Below are 15,631 nucleotides of genomic sequence, written 5' to 3' on the forward strand. Positions count from 1 at the left end.
CCCATTTGTGGGTTTTACCAACTAGCTTTTTTAACACCAGGAATTTGACCTTTATATGCAAGTTCACGGAAACAAATACGGCAAAGCTTAAATTTGCGGTATACAGAATGCGGACGACCGCAGCGTTCGCAACGTGTATACTCTTGTACTTTAAACTTAGGAGTACGCTTTTGTTTCGCTATCATAGATTTTTTAGCCACGTTTTCGCCTCCTCTACTTAGCGTTGGTTTCCATTATTTTTGGAATGGCATACCGAATTGTGTTAAAAGTTCACGAGCTTCTTCATCAGTTTTCGCTGTAGTAACGATTACGATGTCCATACCGCGGACTTTGCTTACTTTATCATAATCGATCTCAGGGAAGATAAGTTGCTCTTTAACACCTAATGTGTAGTTCCCACGACCATCGAATGATTTCTTAGAAACACCACGGAAATCACGTACACGTGGTAAAGAAACTGATACTAATTTGTCGAAGAACTCATACATTTGCTCGCCGCGTAAAGTTACTTTCGCACCGATTGGCATACCTTCACGAAGACGGAAACCAGCGATTGATTTTTTAGCACGAGTTACAACAGGTTTTTGACCTGCGATTTGTGTTAATTCTTCTACTGCATTGTCTAAAGCTTTTGAGTTAGATACCGCGTCACCAACACCAGTGTTGATTACGATCTTTTCGATTTTCGGTACTTCCATCACAGATTTATAGTTAAACTTGCTCACTAGAGCAGGAGTAATTTCCTTTTGGAACTTCTCTTTAAGGCGATTCAATGAAGTGACCTCCTTTCTTAAGAAAATTATTTATCTAATAATTCACCAGATTTTTTTGCAATACGAACTTTTTTACCATCTTCTACTTTGAAGCCTACGCGAGTAGGTTCACCTGTTTTCGGATCTAAAACCATAACGTTAGAAACGTGAATAGGTGCTTCTTTAGTAATAATTCCACCTTGTGGATTTAATTGAGATGGCTTAGAGTGTTTTTTAACGATGTTAACACCCTCAACGATAACACGGTTTTGCTTTGGGAAAGCCACAAGGATAACGCCTTGTTTTCCTTTGTCTTTTCCAGTGATTACCTGTACTTTATCACCTTTTTTTACATGCATCTTAATTCTGCACCTCCTTAGCAAGGCAATACCTTAAATTATAGAACTTCTGGAGCTAAAGAAACGATCTTCATGAAGTTGCTATCACGTAATTCACGAGCTACTGGTCCGAAGATACGAGTACCACGTGGGCTCTTATCGTCTTTGATGATAACCGCTGCGTTTTCATCAAATTTGATATAAGAACCGTCCGGACGACGAGCTCCGCTCTTCGTACGTACCACTACTGCTTTAACAACGTCACCTTTTTTAACAACGCCACCTGGTGTTGCTTGTTTTACCGTAGCAACGATAATGTCACCAATGTTAGCATATTTACGACCAGAGCCGCCTAATACTTTAATTGTTAAAAGTTCACGTGCACCAGAGTTGTCAGCAACTTTCAAACGAGATTCTTGTTGGATCATGTTATGAAACCTCCCTTCGGACTAAAAATTCCGATTCGTCTATTTAGATAATAACCGCTTCTTCAACGATTTCAACTAAACGGAAACGCTTAGTAGCAGAAAGCGGGCGAGTTTCCATGATTTTAACGATATCGCCAAGTTTCGCTTGGTTTTGCTCATCATGGGCTTTGTACTTCTTAGAATACTTAACACGTTTTCCGTACAAGGAATGAGTTTTGTAAGTTTCAACTAAAACTGTAATCGTTTTGTCCATTTTGTCAGACACAACACGACCAGTATAAACTTTGCGTTGGTTACGTTCGCTCACTATGCAAACCTCCCCTCAATTTATCGATTAATTCCGATCTCTCTTTCACGAACTACAGTTTTCATACGAGCAATTGCTTTACGCACTTCACGAATGCGAGTTGGATTCTCTAATTGTCCTGTAGCAAGTTGGAAGCGAAGATTGAACAATTCTTCCTTTAAAGCTTTAACTTTTGTTTCGATTTCGGCAGTGGTTAATTCACGAATATCATTAGTTTTCATTAGATTCACCACCATTTTCTTCACGTTTTACGAATTTACATTTCACAGGTAACTTGTGAGCTGCAAGACGTAATGCTTCGCGTGCTACCTCTTCAGATACACCCGCGATTTCGAACATAATTTTCCCAGGTTTTACTACTGCTACCCAGCCTTCTGGTGCCCCTTTACCGGAACCCATACGTACTTCTAGAGGTTTTGCAGTGTAAGGTTTAGAAGGGAAAATTTTAATCCATACTTTACCGCCACGTTTCATGTAACGAGTCATTGCACGACGAGCAGCTTCGATTTGACGGTTTGTAATCCATGAAGCAGCTTGTGCTTGTAAACCGAATTCACCGAAAGCAATTTCAGTTCCACCTTTTGCACGACCACGCATTTTACCACGATGCTCTCTACGATATTTTACGCGTTTTGGCATTAACATATTATTTTCCTCCTTCCTCAGAAGCTTTCTTTTTTGTAGGAAGGACTTCTCCACGGTAGATCCATACTTTTACGCCTAATTTACCGTATGTTGTATCAGCTTCAACTGCTGCATAGTCAATATCAGCGCGAAGTGTATGAAGTGGAACAGTTCCTTCACTGTAAGATTCTGCACGAGCGATATCAGCTCCGCCAAGACGACCAGAAACCTGTGTTTTAATACCTTTAGCACCTGCACGCATAGCACGTTGAATAACTTGCTTTTGTGCACGACGGAATGATACACGGTTTTCTAATTGACGAGCGATGTTTTCGCCTACTAATTTAGCGTTAAGATCAGCTCTCTTAACTTCTAAAATGTTGATGTGTACACGCTTGCCTGTTAATTGGTTAAGAGCTTTACGAAGTGCTTCAACTTCAGTACCACCTTTACCAATTACCATACCAGGTTTTGCAGTGTGAATTGTAACATTTACACGATTTGCTGCACGTTCGATTTCTACTTTAGCAACAGCAGAATCTTTTAAGCGTACAGTAATGTACTCACGGATTTTGATGTCTTCATGTAGTAATGTAGCATAATCTTTCTCTGCGAACCAACGAGATTCCCAGTCACGGATAACGCCGACACGAAGACCAATTGGATTAACCTTTTGACCCATCGATTATCCCTCCTTCTTTTCTGATACCACAACTGTAATGTGGCTTGTGCGTTTGTTAATTTGGCTTGCACGACCCATTGCACGTGGACGGAAACGTTTCAACGTTGGACCTTCGTCAACGAAAACTTTTTCAACAACTAGGTTGTTAATATCCATCTCATAATTGTGCTCTGCATTTGCGATTGCAGATTTTAAAACTTTCTCTACAACTGGAGAAGCAGTTTTTGGTGTGTGGTTAAGGATAGCAATCGCTTCACCCACTTGCTTACCTCGGATTAAGTCTACTACTAAACGAACTTTACGAGGAGCAATACGAACTGTTCTCGCTACTGCTTTAGCTTGCATTGAAGTGCCTCCTCTCATTATCTTCTAGTTTTCTTATCGTCAGCAAGGTGACCTTTATACGTACGAGTTGGTGCGAATTCACCTAACTTATGGCCAACCATATCCTCAGTGATGTACACAGGTACGTGTTTACGACCATCATATACAGCGATTGTGTGTCCGATGAACTGAGGGAAGATTGTTGAACGGCGAGACCAAGTTTTAACAACTTGTTTTTGCTCAGATGCAACTAATTTTTCCATTTTGTTCATTAAGTGATCATCGACAAATGGTCCTTTTTTTAAGCTACGAGCCATTTTGGTGCCTCCCTTCGTGATTGGCGTACGGTTCTAGAAATGAACCGTACTACAATCCCATTATTTTTTACGACGACGAACGATGAATTTGTCAGACGCTTTGTTTTTCTTACGAGTCTTGAATCCAAGAGTTGGTTTACCCCATGGAGACATTGGAGACTTACGTCCGATTGGAGAACGTCCTTCACCACCACCGTGTGGGTGATCAACCGGGTTCATTACAGAACCACGAACTGTTGGGCGTTTACCTAACCAGCGAGAGCGACCTGCTTTACCGATTTTGATAAGTTCATGCTGTTCGTTACCTACTTGACCGATTGAAGCGCGACAAGCAGATAATACAAGACGTACTTCACCAGAAGTTAAACGTACAAGTACGTATTTACCTTCTTTACCAAGTACTTGAGCAGAAGTACCAGCAGAACGAACTAATTGTCCGCCACGACCAGGCTTAAGCTCGATATTATGAACAACAGTACCTACTGGAATGTTGATTAATGGTAATGCGTTACCGATTTTGATGTCAGCTTCTGGGCCAGACATAACTTCCATACCTACTTCTAAAGATTTAGGAGCAAGAATGTAACGTTTTTCACCGTCAACGTAGTTAATTAATGCGATATTCGCAGAGCGGTTTGGATCGTATTCGATCGTAGCAACGCGTCCTGGAATTCCATCTTTGTTACGCTTAAAGTCGATGATACGGTATTGACGCTTATGTCCGCCACCTTGATGACGTACAGTAATTTTACCTTGGTTATTACGACCAGCCTTCTTGCTTAAAGGAGCAAGTAATGACTTTTCTGGTCTGTCAGTCGTGATTTCAGCGAAATCATTCGTAGTCATATTACGACGACCGTTAGTAGTTGGATTATACTTTTTAATTCCCATCTCAATTTCCCTCCTTCTTTAGTAAGAATTAAACACCTTGGAAGATTTCGATTTCTTTGCTGTCAGCAGTTAGCTTAACGATTGCTTTACGACGACGGCTAGTAAAACCAGCGTGACGACCAACGCGTTTTGCTTTCGGCTTGTAGTTCATGATGTTCACTTTTTCTACTTTAACACCAAAGATCGCTTCAAGAGCATCTTTAACTTCTGTTTTATTAGATTTAACGTCCACATCGAACGTGTATTTTTTTTCAGCCATCATTTCCATAGAACGTTCAGTGATAACTGGGCGCTTAATGATATCACGAGGATCTCTCATTATGCAAGCACCTCCTCTACTTTTTCCACTGCCGCTTTTGTCATGATTAGCTTATCATGATGAAGCACGTCTAAAACGTTTACGCCATCAGCAGTGATTACTGTTACTCCAGGGATATTGCGAGCAGATAACTCTACAGATTCGTTTGCATCAGCAGTTACGATAAGAGCTTTCTTCTCAACAGTTAATCCTTTAAGTACTGCTAGCATGTCTTTTGTTTTTGGTGCATTTAACACTAGGTCTTCAAGAACTACAATGTTGTTCTCAACTACTTTAGTAGCTAATGCAGATTTGATTGCTAAACGACGAACCTTCTTAGGAAGTTTGTACGCATAGCTTCTTGGTGTAGGTCCGAATACCGTACCACCACCACGCCATTGAGGAGAGCGGATAGACCCTTGACGAGCACGTCCAGTTCCTTTTTGACGCCATGGTTTACGACCACCACCACGAACTTCAGAACGAGTTTTTACTTTGTGTGTACCTTGACGTAAAGATGCACGTTGCATCATTACAGCTTCGAAAAGTACAGCTTCATTTGGTTCGATACCGAAAATAGCTTCAGCTAATTCGATTTCACCAACCTGTGAACCAGTTTGGTTATATACAGTAACTTTTGGCATTGGAATTCCTCCTTCCTATTGTGAATTATTTGCTAACCTTCACAGCGCCTTGAACAACTACAAGAGATTTCTTAGCACCTGGAACGTTACCTTTTACTAGTAATAAGTTGCGCTCAGTGTCAACTTGAACGATTTCTAAGTTTTGGATAGTAACTTGGTCTCCACCCATACGTCCAGCAAGTTTTTTGCCTTTGAATACACGGTTCGGAGCAACTGGGCCCATTGAACCTGGACGGCGGTGATAGCGAGAACCATGAGACATAGGTCCGCGAGATTGTCCGTGGCGTTTGATAACACCTTGGAAACCTTTACCTTTAGAAATTCCTGTTACGTCAACGATTTCACCTGCAGCGAAAACTTCAACTTTTACCTCTTGACCAACCTCTAATCCGTCCACGTCTGCATCGCGGATTTCGCGAATGAAGCGCTTAGGAGTTGTAGATGCTTTAGCAGTGTGGCCTTGTTCAGGTTTGTTAGTTAACTTTTCACGTTTATCTTCAAATCCTAACTGGATTGCATTGTAGCCATCAGTTTCAGTTGTTTTCTTTTGAAGAACAACGTTTGGATTAGCAGCGATAACTGTTACTGGGATTAACTCACCGTTCTCAGCAAATACTTGAGTCATACCGATCTTTCTTCCTAAGATTCCTTTGGTCATGAGTTACACCTCCTACATTTTTAAGTTATATGAATTATAGTTTGATTTCGATATCTACACCAGACGGTAAGTCTAAACGCATTAATGAATCTACTGTTTGTGGAGTAGGACTCACGATATCGATTAAACGTTTGTGTGTGCGCATTTCGAATTGCTCACGAGAATCTTTGTACTTATGAACAGCACGAAGAATTGTGTAAATAGTCTTCTCAGTTGGTAATGGGATCGGACCAGAAACTGTTGCCCCAGAACGCTTAGCTGTTTCTACAATTTTCTCAGCTGATTGATCAAGAATACGGTGATCATAAGCTTTTAAACGGATACGAATTTTTTCTTTTGCCATTATTTTCCCTCCTTCGTTCGCCTATTTCTAAAATAGACCTTCTCCATGGAAATTTCCCCACACCATGCCATGGCAAAGCGGCCGGGTGTGTCAGCAACCTTCCACTTCATCGCAGTCAAAGACCAACATTGTCTATTATACAATGTTATTCGTCTAGATGCAAGCATCTTTTTGTTTGCATCTGCTTTTCTCTACTTTTGCTATTATACATGGCACTTTAAAGAATTTCAAGTTTTCATCTCACAGAATACATTTTACAGTTTCTGGATTTTAGTTTTATTGATTTTGTATTACTATAGAAGAAACTCGTCAAAACATAAAAAAATCATTTCATTCATTATATAAATACAAACAAAAAAACCAAGGGAAAATCCCTTGGTTTTTTTATATCAGTTAAGATTACTCAACGATAGTAGCAACTACACCGTAACCTACTGTACGTCCACCTTCACGAATAGAGAATTTAGTTCCCTCTTCGATAGCGATTGGAGCGATAAGTTCGATAGTCATTTCGATGTTGTCACCAGGCATTACCATTTCAGTACCTTCTGGTAATTGGATGATACCAGTTACGTCAGTTGTACGGAAGTAGAACTGAGGACGGTAGTTAGCGAAGAATGGAGTGTGACGTCCACCTTCTTCTTTAGATAATACGAAAACTTCAGCTTTGAATTTAGCGTGAGCTTTTACAGAGCCAGTTTTAGCAAGAACTTGTCCACGTTGGATGTCTTCACGAGCAACCCCACGAAGTAAAGCACCGATGTTGTCTCCAGCTTGAGCTTGGTCAAGAAGTTTACGGAACATCTCTACACCAGTTACAGTTGTAGAAGCATTTTCTTCAGCAAGACCGATGATTTCTACTACGTCACCAACTTTAACGATTCCGCGCTCTACACGACCAGTTGCAACTGTACCACGACCTGTGATAGAGAATACATCCTCGATAGGCATTAAGAATGGTTTGTCAGTTTCACGTTCTGGAGTTGGGATGTAAGCATCAACTTCAGTCATTAATTCAATGATTTTTGCTTCCCAATCAGCTTCTCCTTGAAGAGCTTTAAGAGCAGAACCTTTGATTACAGGAATATCGTCGCCTGGGAATCCGTATTCAGATAATAGGTCGCGAACTTCCATTTCTACTAATTCTAATAATTCTTCGTCGTCTACCATGTCGCATTTGTTTAAGAATACAACGATGTAAGGAACACCTACTTGACGAGAAAGAAGGATGTGCTCACGTGTTTGAGGCATTGGGCCATCAGCAGCAGATACTACTAAGATACCGCCGTCCATTTGAGCAGCACCAGTGATCATGTTTTTAACATAGTCAGCGTGACCTGGGCAGTCAACGTGTGCATAGTGACGAGTTTCAGTTTCGTACTCAACGTGTGCAGTTGAGATTGTGATTCCGCGCTCTCTTTCTTCTGGAGCAGCGTCGATTTGATCGTATCCGCGTGCTTCAGCACCACCAGCTTTTGCAAGAACTGTAGTGATCGCAGCAGTTAATGTAGTTTTACCATGGTCAACGTGGCCGATTGTACCGATGTTAACATGGGGTTTAGAACGTTCGAATTTAGCTTTAGCCATTCTAAATTCCTCCTTAGTTTATATAGGTTATTTTATATTTAGACTAGAAAGTGAAACTTACGTCCCACTTTCTAAGCTTACATAAGTAGTTATACTTGAACAATCGATAAAAATCAATTATTCACCTTTATTTTTTTTAATAATTTCTTCAGAAACAGACTTCGGTACTTCTTCATAATGATCAAATGTCATTGAGAATGTTCCGCGTCCTTGAGTGTTAGAACGTAATGCCGTTGCATAACCGAACATTTCAGAAAGTGGAACCATAGCGCGAACAACTTGTGCGTTACCGCGAGCTTCCATACCTTCTACACGTCCACGGCGAGATGTTACGTCGCCCATAATGTCACCCATGTACTCTTCAGGAATTACAACTTCAACTTTCATCATTGGCTCAAGAATTACTGGGCTACATTTAGAAACCGCAGCTTTAAGTGCCATAGATGCAGCGATTTTGAACGCCATCTCAGATGAATCGACATCATGGTAAGATCCGTCAACTAACGCAGCTTTGATGTCAACTAGTGGATAACCAGCTAGTACACCATTTTTAAGTGAGTCTTCAAGACCCGCACCAACAGCTGGGATGTATTCACGTGGAACTACACCGCCGACGATTTTGTTTTGGAATTCAAAACCTTTACCTTCTTCATTAGGTTCAAACTCAATCCAAACGTGACCGAATTGTCCACGACCACCAGATTGACGAGCGAACTTACCTTCAACTTTCGCAGCAGCGCGGAAAGTCTCACGGTATGCTACCTGAGGAGCACCAACGTTTGCTTCCACTTTGAATTCACGGCGCATACGGTCAACGATGATATCAAGGTGAAGTTCACCCATACCAGCGATGATTGTTTGGCCAGTTTCTTGGTCAGTGTGAGCACGGAATGTTGGATCTTCTTCAGAAAGCTTAGATAATGCTGTACCCATTTTATCTTGGTCAGCTTTAGATTTTGGTTCGATAGCTACAGAGATAACTGGCTCTGGGAATTCCATAGACTCAAGGATAACAAGACTCTTCTCATCACAAAGAGTATCACCAGTAGTAGTATCTTTTAAACCTACAGCAGCAGCGATATCACCAGCGTAAACTGTTGAAATCTCTTCACGGCTGTTAGCGTGCATTTGTAGGATACGACCTACACGCTCACGCTTACCTTTAGTTGAGTTTTTCACGTATGATCCAGAGTTTAACACACCAGAATACACACGGAAGAACGTTAACTTACCAACATAAGGGTCAGTCATGATTTTGAATGCTAAAGCTGCGAATGGTTCTTCATCGCTAGACTTACGTTCGATTTCTTCATCTGTATCCGGAAGAGTACCTTTAATAGCTGGTACGTCTAATGGAGATGGTAGGTAGTCGATAACTGCGTCTAACAGAATTTGAACACCTTTATTTTTGAATGCAGAACCACAGATTACTGGGAAGAATTCTACAGAAGTTGTAGCCTTACGGATACCAGCTTTAAGCTCTTCTACAGTGATTTCTTCACCTTCTAGGTACTTCATCATCATTTCTTCATCAAGCTCAGCTACCGCTTCAATAAGTTTTCCACGGTATTCTGCAGCTAATTCTTTATGCTCTTCAGGAATTTCAACACGCTCGATGTCTGTTCCTAAATCGTTACCGTACATGTAAGCACATTCTTCAACAAGGTCAATGATACCATTGAACTCATCTTCAGCACCGATTGGTAACTGAATTGGGTGTGCGTTTGCTTGTAAACGATCGTGGATTGTTCCTACAGAGTATAAGAAATCCGCACCAATCTTATCCATTTTGTTAACGAATACGATACGAGGTACACCGTAAGTAGTAGCCTGACGCCAAACAGTTTCTGTTTGTGGTTCTACACCAGATTGTGCATCAAGTACTGCTACCGCACCATCAAGTACGCGTAAAGAACGTTCTACTTCTACTGTAAAGTCTACGTGTCCTGGAGTGTCAATGATGTTTACACGGTGACCTTTCCATTGAGCTGTAGTTGCAGCAGAAGTAATTGTGATACCACGCTCTTGCTCTTGCTCCATCCAGTCCATCTGAGATGCACCTTCATGAGTTTCACCGATTTTATGAATACGTCCTGTATAATACAGAATACGCTCAGTTGCTGTTGTTTTACCAGCATCGATGTGAGCCATGATACCAATATTACGAGTGTTTTCTAAAGAGAACTCTCTTGTCATTTGGTGTCTTGCTCCTTCCATATATGGATTGGATTTTTTTATTTTAAGTAGCAAAAAAGCCACTTTATATTGTTACACATGTCAGTATGTCCAGTACCCTCATTATGTAAAACGAGCGCCCAACGAAAGGGAGAGGCATTCTCCCTCTCCACACTTCCATAAGCGACAAATAAAGCGGTTTATGCTTACATTTATTTTACGTTGAATCCTACCAACGGTAATGAGCAAATGCTTTGTTAGCTTCTGCCATTTTATGAGTGTCTTCACGTTTCTTAACAGATGCACCAGCATTGTTAGCTGCATCTAAGATTTCGTAAGCTAGACGCTCTTCCATAGTTTTTTCACCACGAAGACGAGCATAGTTTACTAACCAGCGAAGACCTAAAGTTGTACGGCGTTCTGGACGAACCTCAACTGGAACTTGGTAGTTAGCACCACCAACACGACGAGCGCGTACTTCAAGAACAGGCATGATGTTCTTTAGAGCTTGCTCGAATACTTCCATAGGGTCTTTATCTGAACGTTCACGAACGATATCGAAAGCGTTATAAAGAATTGTTTGAGATTTACCTTTTTTACCGTCAACCATCATTTTGTTGATAAGGCGTGTTACTAGCTTAGACTTATACATTGGATCTGGTAACACGTCACGTTTCGCAACAGGTCCTTTACGAGGCATATTGAGTTCCTCCTTTCATTATAAGTTTATTATTTTTTAGCAGGTTTTGGTCGCTTAGTACCATATTTAGAACGTCCTTGCATACGTTTGTCAACACCAGCTGTATCAAGCGCACCACGAACGATGTGGTAACGTACCCCTGGTAAATCCTTTACTCGACCACCGCGAATTAATACTACGCTATGCTCTTGTAGGTTATGACCGATACCTGGGATGTAAGCTGTAACCTCGATACCGTTTGTTAAACGTACACGAGCGTATTTACGTAACGCTGAGTTAGGTTTCTTTGGAGTCATTGTACCAACACGAGTACATACACCACGTTTTTGAGGTGCAGAGATATCAGTTGATTTTTTCTTTAAAGAGTTGAACCCTTTGTTTAACGCAGGTGATTTAGATTTCCATACTTTATCAGTACGACCATTTCTCACTAATTGGTTAATAGTAGGCATTTGATTATCCTCCCTTCGCATGTTTGTATGACCACATATCCAGGTGGTTCATTATTAGTTGAAAACAAAGTTTTTGCAAGGAAGAGCAAATGCTCTCTCCTCACAAAAACAGTTTTAACTTATTATTCCTATTGCTGAAGCTCCCACTTGAATCCCCGAAACTTTTCCAAGCTTACGAACTGATTCAACTTTGGTTATGGGTATGTTATGTTGCAAGGCGGTACGAATGATCATATGGGTTAACCGCATATCAGCATCTTCCGCAATAACAACTTCTTTAACTATACCATTTTTGATTGCCTCCAATGTGCGTTTATGACCAACGACTACATTTTCAGCATTTGACACTTTTTGATAAGACATATAAATATCCTCCAAAGCATCGTTCAGGAGCAACCTTGATTATAGTAACATTTTGACTCATACAATGTCAACTAGGATTAACTGTTTTTATACAAAATTTACGACGGAAAATTTTACTGTTCCACATAAACTTCATCGTTTTCTACATTCATGTCACCTTGTGTTGTTTTTACAAGATCCACTTTGCGATAACGATTCATACCTGTTCCAGCAGGAACAAGTTTACCGATAATAACATTTTCTTTCAATCCTAGAAGCTCATCGCGTTTACCCTTAATCGCTGCATCAGTTAAGACACGTGTCGTTTCTTGGAACGATGCTGCAGATAAGAATGAATCAGTTTCAAGTGAAGCTTTTGTAATACCAAGTAGAACAGGTCTAGCTGTTGCTGGTTGTTTACCTTTCAGTAGCACCTTCGCATTCGCATCAGTAAACTGATGGATATCTAGTAGTGTTCCTGGTAATACATCTGTTTCACCCGCATCACTTACACGAACTTTACGTAACATTTGACGTACCATTACTTCTACGTGTTTGTCACCAATTTCTACCCCTTGCATACGGTATACTTTTTGAACTTCACGTAGTAAGTATTCTTGAACCGCCGTAATGTCCGTTACTTTTAGTAATTCTTTCGGATCAATAGAACCTTCTGTTAACTCTTTACCGTGGCTAATTGGCTGTCCTAGAGTTACTTTCAGACGTGCACCGTAAGGAATAGCATACGTACGAGCTTCAACTTCACCCTGTACAACTACTTCTTGGCGATCTTTAACATCGTTAATCGCTGCGATAACACCATCGATTTCACTGATAACTGCCTGACCTTTCGGGTTACGAGCTTCGAAGATCTCTTGGATACGAGGTAAACCTTGAGTGATATCATCTCCGGCAACCCCACCTGTATGGAACGTACGCATCGTTAACTGTGTACCTGGCTCACCGATAGATTGAGCTGCGATAATACCTACCGCTTCTCCTACTTCTACGTCTGTACCAGTTGCTAAGTTTCGACCGTAACACTTCTTACATACACCGTGGCGAGTGTTACACGTGAACGCTGAACGAATGTTTACAGTTTCAACACCCGAATTTTCAACGATATGCGCGATATCTTCAGTAATTAGTTGGTTTTCACTAACTAATACTTCACCTGTTTCAGGATGTTTTACAGTTTTTCTTGCAAAACGTCCAACAAGACGATCATATAATGACTCAATTACTTCATTACCCTCTTTAATCGCACCAATTAATAGACCACGATCTGTTCCACAATCATCTTCACGGACAATTACATCTTGTGCAACGTCTACAAGACGACGTGTTAAGTAACCAGAATCGGCAGTTTTAAGTGCTGTATCGGCAAGACCTTTACGCGCACCATGCGTAGAAATGAAGTACTCAAGTACTGTTAAACCTTCACGGAAACTTGATTTAATTGGAAGTTCGATAATACGACCAGATGGATTGGCCATCAGACCACGCATACCAGCAAGCTGAGTAAAGTTCGATGCGTTACCACGGGCACCTGAATCACTCATCATGAAGATTGGGTTGCGTTTATTCAAGGATTTCATCAGTTTTCCTTGGATAACATCTTTTGCATTACTCCAAATAGAGATAACGCGATCGTAACGTTCTTCTTCCGTGATTAAACCGCGACGGAATTGTTTAATTACATTATCTACTTTTGCTTGTGCTTCATGGAGAATTTCATCTTTTTCGCCTAATACAAGAATGTCAGATACCCCAACTGTAATACCAGCTTTTGTAGAGTACTTAAATCCTAAGTTTTTCATGCGGTCAAGCATGCGAGATGTTTCCGTAATTTGGAAACGCTTGAATACTTCCGCAATGATGTTACCAAGGATCTTCTTGCTAAATGGCGCCACTTCTTCGCGACTAGCAATAATTTCTTTAATGTTCGCACCTTTTTCAACGAAATATTCCGCTGGTGTTTCTTTTTCAAGGTTTGAGTTTGTTGGTTCATTAATATAAGGGAACGACTCTGGTAAGATTTCGTTAAATATTAATTTACCAACTGTTGTTAATAGAAGCTTACTCTTTTGCTCTTCAGTAAACGTTACATTATTTACCGAACTTGCAGCAACTGCAACACGTGTGTGCAGATGTACATATCCATTTTGGTATGCAAGTATTGCTTCGTTTGCATCTTTGAAGACCATACCTTCACCGATTGCGCCTTCACGCTCAAGTGTTAAGTAGTAGTTACCTAATACCATATCCTGAGATGGAGTAACAACTGGTTTTCCGTCTTTTGGATTCAAGATGTTTTGTGCCGCTAACATAAGAATACGAGCTTCTGCTTGTGCCTCTGATGATAACGGTACGTGAACTGCCATTTGGTCACCGTCAAAGTCCGCGTTGTATGCAGTACATACAAGTGGGTGAAGACGAATTGCGCGACCTTCTACTAATGTAGGTTCAAACGCCTGGATACCAAGACGGTGAAGTGTTGGTGCGCGGTTTAGAAGTACTGGATGCTCTTTGATCACAGATTCTAAAACGTCCCAAACTTCAGGTTGTACACGCTCAATTTTACGTTTAGCACTCTTAATGTTGTGTGCTAAACCTTTTCCAACTAACTCTTTCATAACGAAAGGCTTAAACAATTCAAGCGCCATTTCTTTCGGTAATCCACATTGGTACATCTTTAAGTTCGGTCCTACAACGATTACAGAACGGCCAGAGTAGTCAACACGTTTACCTAATAAGTTTTGACGGAAACGTCCTTGTTTACCTTTAAGCATGTGAGATAGTGATTTTAATGGACGGTTACCTGGTCCAGTAACTGGACGGCCGCGGCGACCATTATCGATTAATGCGTCTACAGCTTCTTGTAACATACGTTTTTCGTTTTGAACGATGATGCTTGGTGCACCTAAGTCCAATAGACGTTTTAAACGATTATTACGGTTAATTACACGACGGTATAAGTCGTTTAAGTCAGAAGTAGCAAAACGTCCACCATCCAACTGTACCATTGGGCGTAGTTCTGGCGGGATAACTGGAAGAACATCTAGGATCATCCAAGATGGGTGATTTCCAGAGTTACGGAATGCTTCTAATACTTCTAGACGTTTAATAGCACGAGTACGGCGTTGTCCTTGCGCTGTTTTTAATTCTTCTTTTAAGAAGTCTACTTCTTTATCTAAATCGATGTCTTGTAGTAGCTTTTTAATCGCTTCCGCACCCATAGCAGCTTGGAATGTGCTACCATATCGATCACGATATGCACGGTATTCTTTTTCAGAAAGTAATTGCTTCTTATCAAGTGGTGTATCTCCACTTTCTGTTACAACATAAGAAGCGAAATAAATTACTTCTTCAAGCGCGCGAGGGGACATGTCTAAGACAAGTCCCATGCGGCTCGGGATACCTTTGAAATACCAAATATGAGATACAGGAGCAGCTAATTCGATATGACCCATACGTTCACGACGAACTTTTGCACGCGTTACTTCAACGCCACATCGATCACAAACTACACCTTTATAACGTACACGTTTGTATTTTCCGCAATGACATTCCCAGTCCTTTTGTGGTCCGAAAATACGCTCACAGAACAAGCCATCTTTTTCAGGCTTTAACGTACGATAGTTAATTGTTTCTGGTTTCTTAACTTCACCGTATGACCAAGAACGAATCTTGTCAGGTGAAGCAAGTCCAATCTTCATATATTCAAAGTTATTTACATCTATCAAGGGGCCTACCTCCCTTTTAGTCT

General features: G+C 40.8%; 21 protein-coding genes. All 21 read right to left on the minus strand.

Annotated features, from left to right (window positions below):
- Nucleotides 1–14: 14 nt before the first annotated feature.
- The gene (gene rpsN / locus QCI46_RS26725) at nucleotides 15–200 is read right to left on the minus strand and encodes a 30S ribosomal protein S14 (protein WP_001085700.1); all 186 of its coding nucleotides are present in this window, start codon (nucleotides 198–200) and stop codon (nucleotides 15–17) included.
- Nucleotides 201–233: 33 nt separating this feature from the next.
- Complete coding sequence (gene rplE, locus QCI46_RS26730) at nucleotides 234–773, minus strand: 50S ribosomal protein L5 (protein WP_001080829.1); 540 nt, start codon at nucleotides 771–773, stop codon at nucleotides 234–236.
- Nucleotides 774–799: 26 nt separating this feature from the next.
- A complete protein-coding gene (gene rplX, locus QCI46_RS26735; protein ID WP_000558201.1) occupies nucleotides 800–1,111 on the minus strand; it encodes a 50S ribosomal protein L24 in 312 nt (103 codons plus the stop codon).
- Between the two features lie 38 nt (nucleotides 1,112–1,149).
- Nucleotides 1,150–1,518, minus strand: a complete 369-nt coding sequence (gene rplN, locus QCI46_RS26740) for a 50S ribosomal protein L14 (protein WP_000615912.1) — start codon at nucleotides 1,516–1,518, stop codon at nucleotides 1,150–1,152.
- Between the two features lie 43 nt (nucleotides 1,519–1,561).
- Nucleotides 1,562–1,825, minus strand: coding sequence for a 30S ribosomal protein S17 (rpsQ, locus tag QCI46_RS26745; RefSeq protein ID WP_000004106.1), 264 nt, complete (start codon nucleotides 1,823–1,825; stop codon nucleotides 1,562–1,564).
- Between the two features lie 20 nt (nucleotides 1,826–1,845).
- Nucleotides 1,846–2,046, minus strand: a complete 201-nt coding sequence (rpmC, locus tag QCI46_RS26750; protein ID WP_000855718.1) for a 50S ribosomal protein L29 — start codon at nucleotides 2,044–2,046, stop codon at nucleotides 1,846–1,848.
- On the minus strand, nucleotides 2,036–2,470 hold the full coding sequence (gene rplP, locus QCI46_RS26755) for a 50S ribosomal protein L16 (protein ID WP_000928969.1): 435 nt from the start codon (nucleotides 2,468–2,470) through the stop codon (nucleotides 2,036–2,038). The genes rpmC and rplP overlap by 11 nt, the downstream gene beginning before the upstream one ends.
- A 1-nt stretch (nucleotide 2,471) precedes the next feature.
- On the minus strand, nucleotides 2,472–3,131 hold the full coding sequence (rpsC, locus tag QCI46_RS26760) for a 30S ribosomal protein S3 (RefSeq protein WP_000529958.1): 660 nt from the start codon (nucleotides 3,129–3,131) through the stop codon (nucleotides 2,472–2,474).
- A gap of 3 nt (nucleotides 3,132–3,134) precedes the next feature.
- Nucleotides 3,135–3,476 (minus strand): 50S ribosomal protein L22, encoded by a 342-nt coding sequence (rplV, locus tag QCI46_RS26765; protein WP_001148024.1) that lies wholly within the window; start codon nucleotides 3,474–3,476, stop codon nucleotides 3,135–3,137.
- 17 nt (nucleotides 3,477–3,493) lie between these two features.
- Nucleotides 3,494–3,772, minus strand: coding sequence for a 30S ribosomal protein S19 (gene rpsS / locus QCI46_RS26770; protein ID WP_000124452.1), 279 nt, complete (start codon nucleotides 3,770–3,772; stop codon nucleotides 3,494–3,496).
- A 60-nt stretch (nucleotides 3,773–3,832) separates the two neighbouring features.
- Nucleotides 3,833–4,663: a 50S ribosomal protein L2 gene (gene rplB, locus QCI46_RS26775; RefSeq protein WP_000511583.1), complete on the minus strand. Its 831-nt coding sequence runs from the start codon at nucleotides 4,661–4,663 to the stop codon at nucleotides 3,833–3,835.
- 28 nt (nucleotides 4,664–4,691) lie between these two features.
- The gene (rplW, locus tag QCI46_RS26780; RefSeq protein ID WP_001205558.1) at nucleotides 4,692–4,982 is read right to left on the minus strand and encodes a 50S ribosomal protein L23; all 291 of its coding nucleotides are present in this window, start codon (nucleotides 4,980–4,982) and stop codon (nucleotides 4,692–4,694) included.
- Nucleotides 4,982–5,605: a 50S ribosomal protein L4 gene (gene rplD, locus QCI46_RS26785; protein WP_001127258.1), complete on the minus strand. Its 624-nt coding sequence runs from the start codon at nucleotides 5,603–5,605 to the stop codon at nucleotides 4,982–4,984. The genes rplW and rplD overlap by 1 nt, the downstream gene beginning before the upstream one ends.
- A gap of 25 nt (nucleotides 5,606–5,630) precedes the next feature.
- Nucleotides 5,631–6,263: a 50S ribosomal protein L3 gene (rplC, locus tag QCI46_RS26790; RefSeq protein ID WP_000160209.1), complete on the minus strand. Its 633-nt coding sequence runs from the start codon at nucleotides 6,261–6,263 to the stop codon at nucleotides 5,631–5,633.
- Between the two features lie 34 nt (nucleotides 6,264–6,297).
- The gene (rpsJ, locus tag QCI46_RS26795) at nucleotides 6,298–6,606 is read right to left on the minus strand and encodes a 30S ribosomal protein S10 (RefSeq protein ID WP_001040595.1); all 309 of its coding nucleotides are present in this window, start codon (nucleotides 6,604–6,606) and stop codon (nucleotides 6,298–6,300) included.
- Nucleotides 6,607–7,005: 399 nt separating this feature from the next.
- Nucleotides 7,006–8,193, minus strand: a complete 1,188-nt coding sequence (gene tuf / locus QCI46_RS26800) for an elongation factor Tu (RefSeq protein ID WP_001029617.1) — start codon at nucleotides 8,191–8,193, stop codon at nucleotides 7,006–7,008.
- Between the two features lie 117 nt (nucleotides 8,194–8,310).
- Entirely contained in the window at nucleotides 8,311–10,389 is a 2,079-nt protein-coding gene (fusA, locus tag QCI46_RS26805) for an elongation factor G (protein WP_000196381.1), read from the minus strand.
- A gap of 208 nt (nucleotides 10,390–10,597) precedes the next feature.
- Complete coding sequence (gene rpsG / locus QCI46_RS26810; protein ID WP_001137489.1) at nucleotides 10,598–11,068, minus strand: 30S ribosomal protein S7; 471 nt, start codon at nucleotides 11,066–11,068, stop codon at nucleotides 10,598–10,600.
- Between the two features lie 29 nt (nucleotides 11,069–11,097).
- Nucleotides 11,098–11,520: a 30S ribosomal protein S12 gene (rpsL, locus tag QCI46_RS26815; RefSeq protein WP_001142341.1), complete on the minus strand. Its 423-nt coding sequence runs from the start codon at nucleotides 11,518–11,520 to the stop codon at nucleotides 11,098–11,100.
- Between the two features lie 114 nt (nucleotides 11,521–11,634).
- A complete protein-coding gene (locus tag QCI46_RS26820) occupies nucleotides 11,635–11,883 on the minus strand; it encodes a 50S ribosomal protein L7ae-like protein (RefSeq protein WP_000121828.1) in 249 nt (82 codons plus the stop codon).
- Between the two features lie 113 nt (nucleotides 11,884–11,996).
- Entirely contained in the window at nucleotides 11,997–15,608 is a 3,612-nt protein-coding gene (gene rpoC / locus QCI46_RS26825) for a DNA-directed RNA polymerase subunit beta' (RefSeq protein WP_000567950.1), read from the minus strand.
- Nucleotides 15,609–15,631 lie beyond the last annotated feature (23 nt).

Origin of the sequence: Bacillus cereus group sp. RP32 (assembly GCF_040459735.1) — a bacterium.
GTDB lineage: Bacteria > Bacillota > Bacilli > Bacillales > Bacillaceae_G > Bacillus_A > Bacillus_A wiedmannii.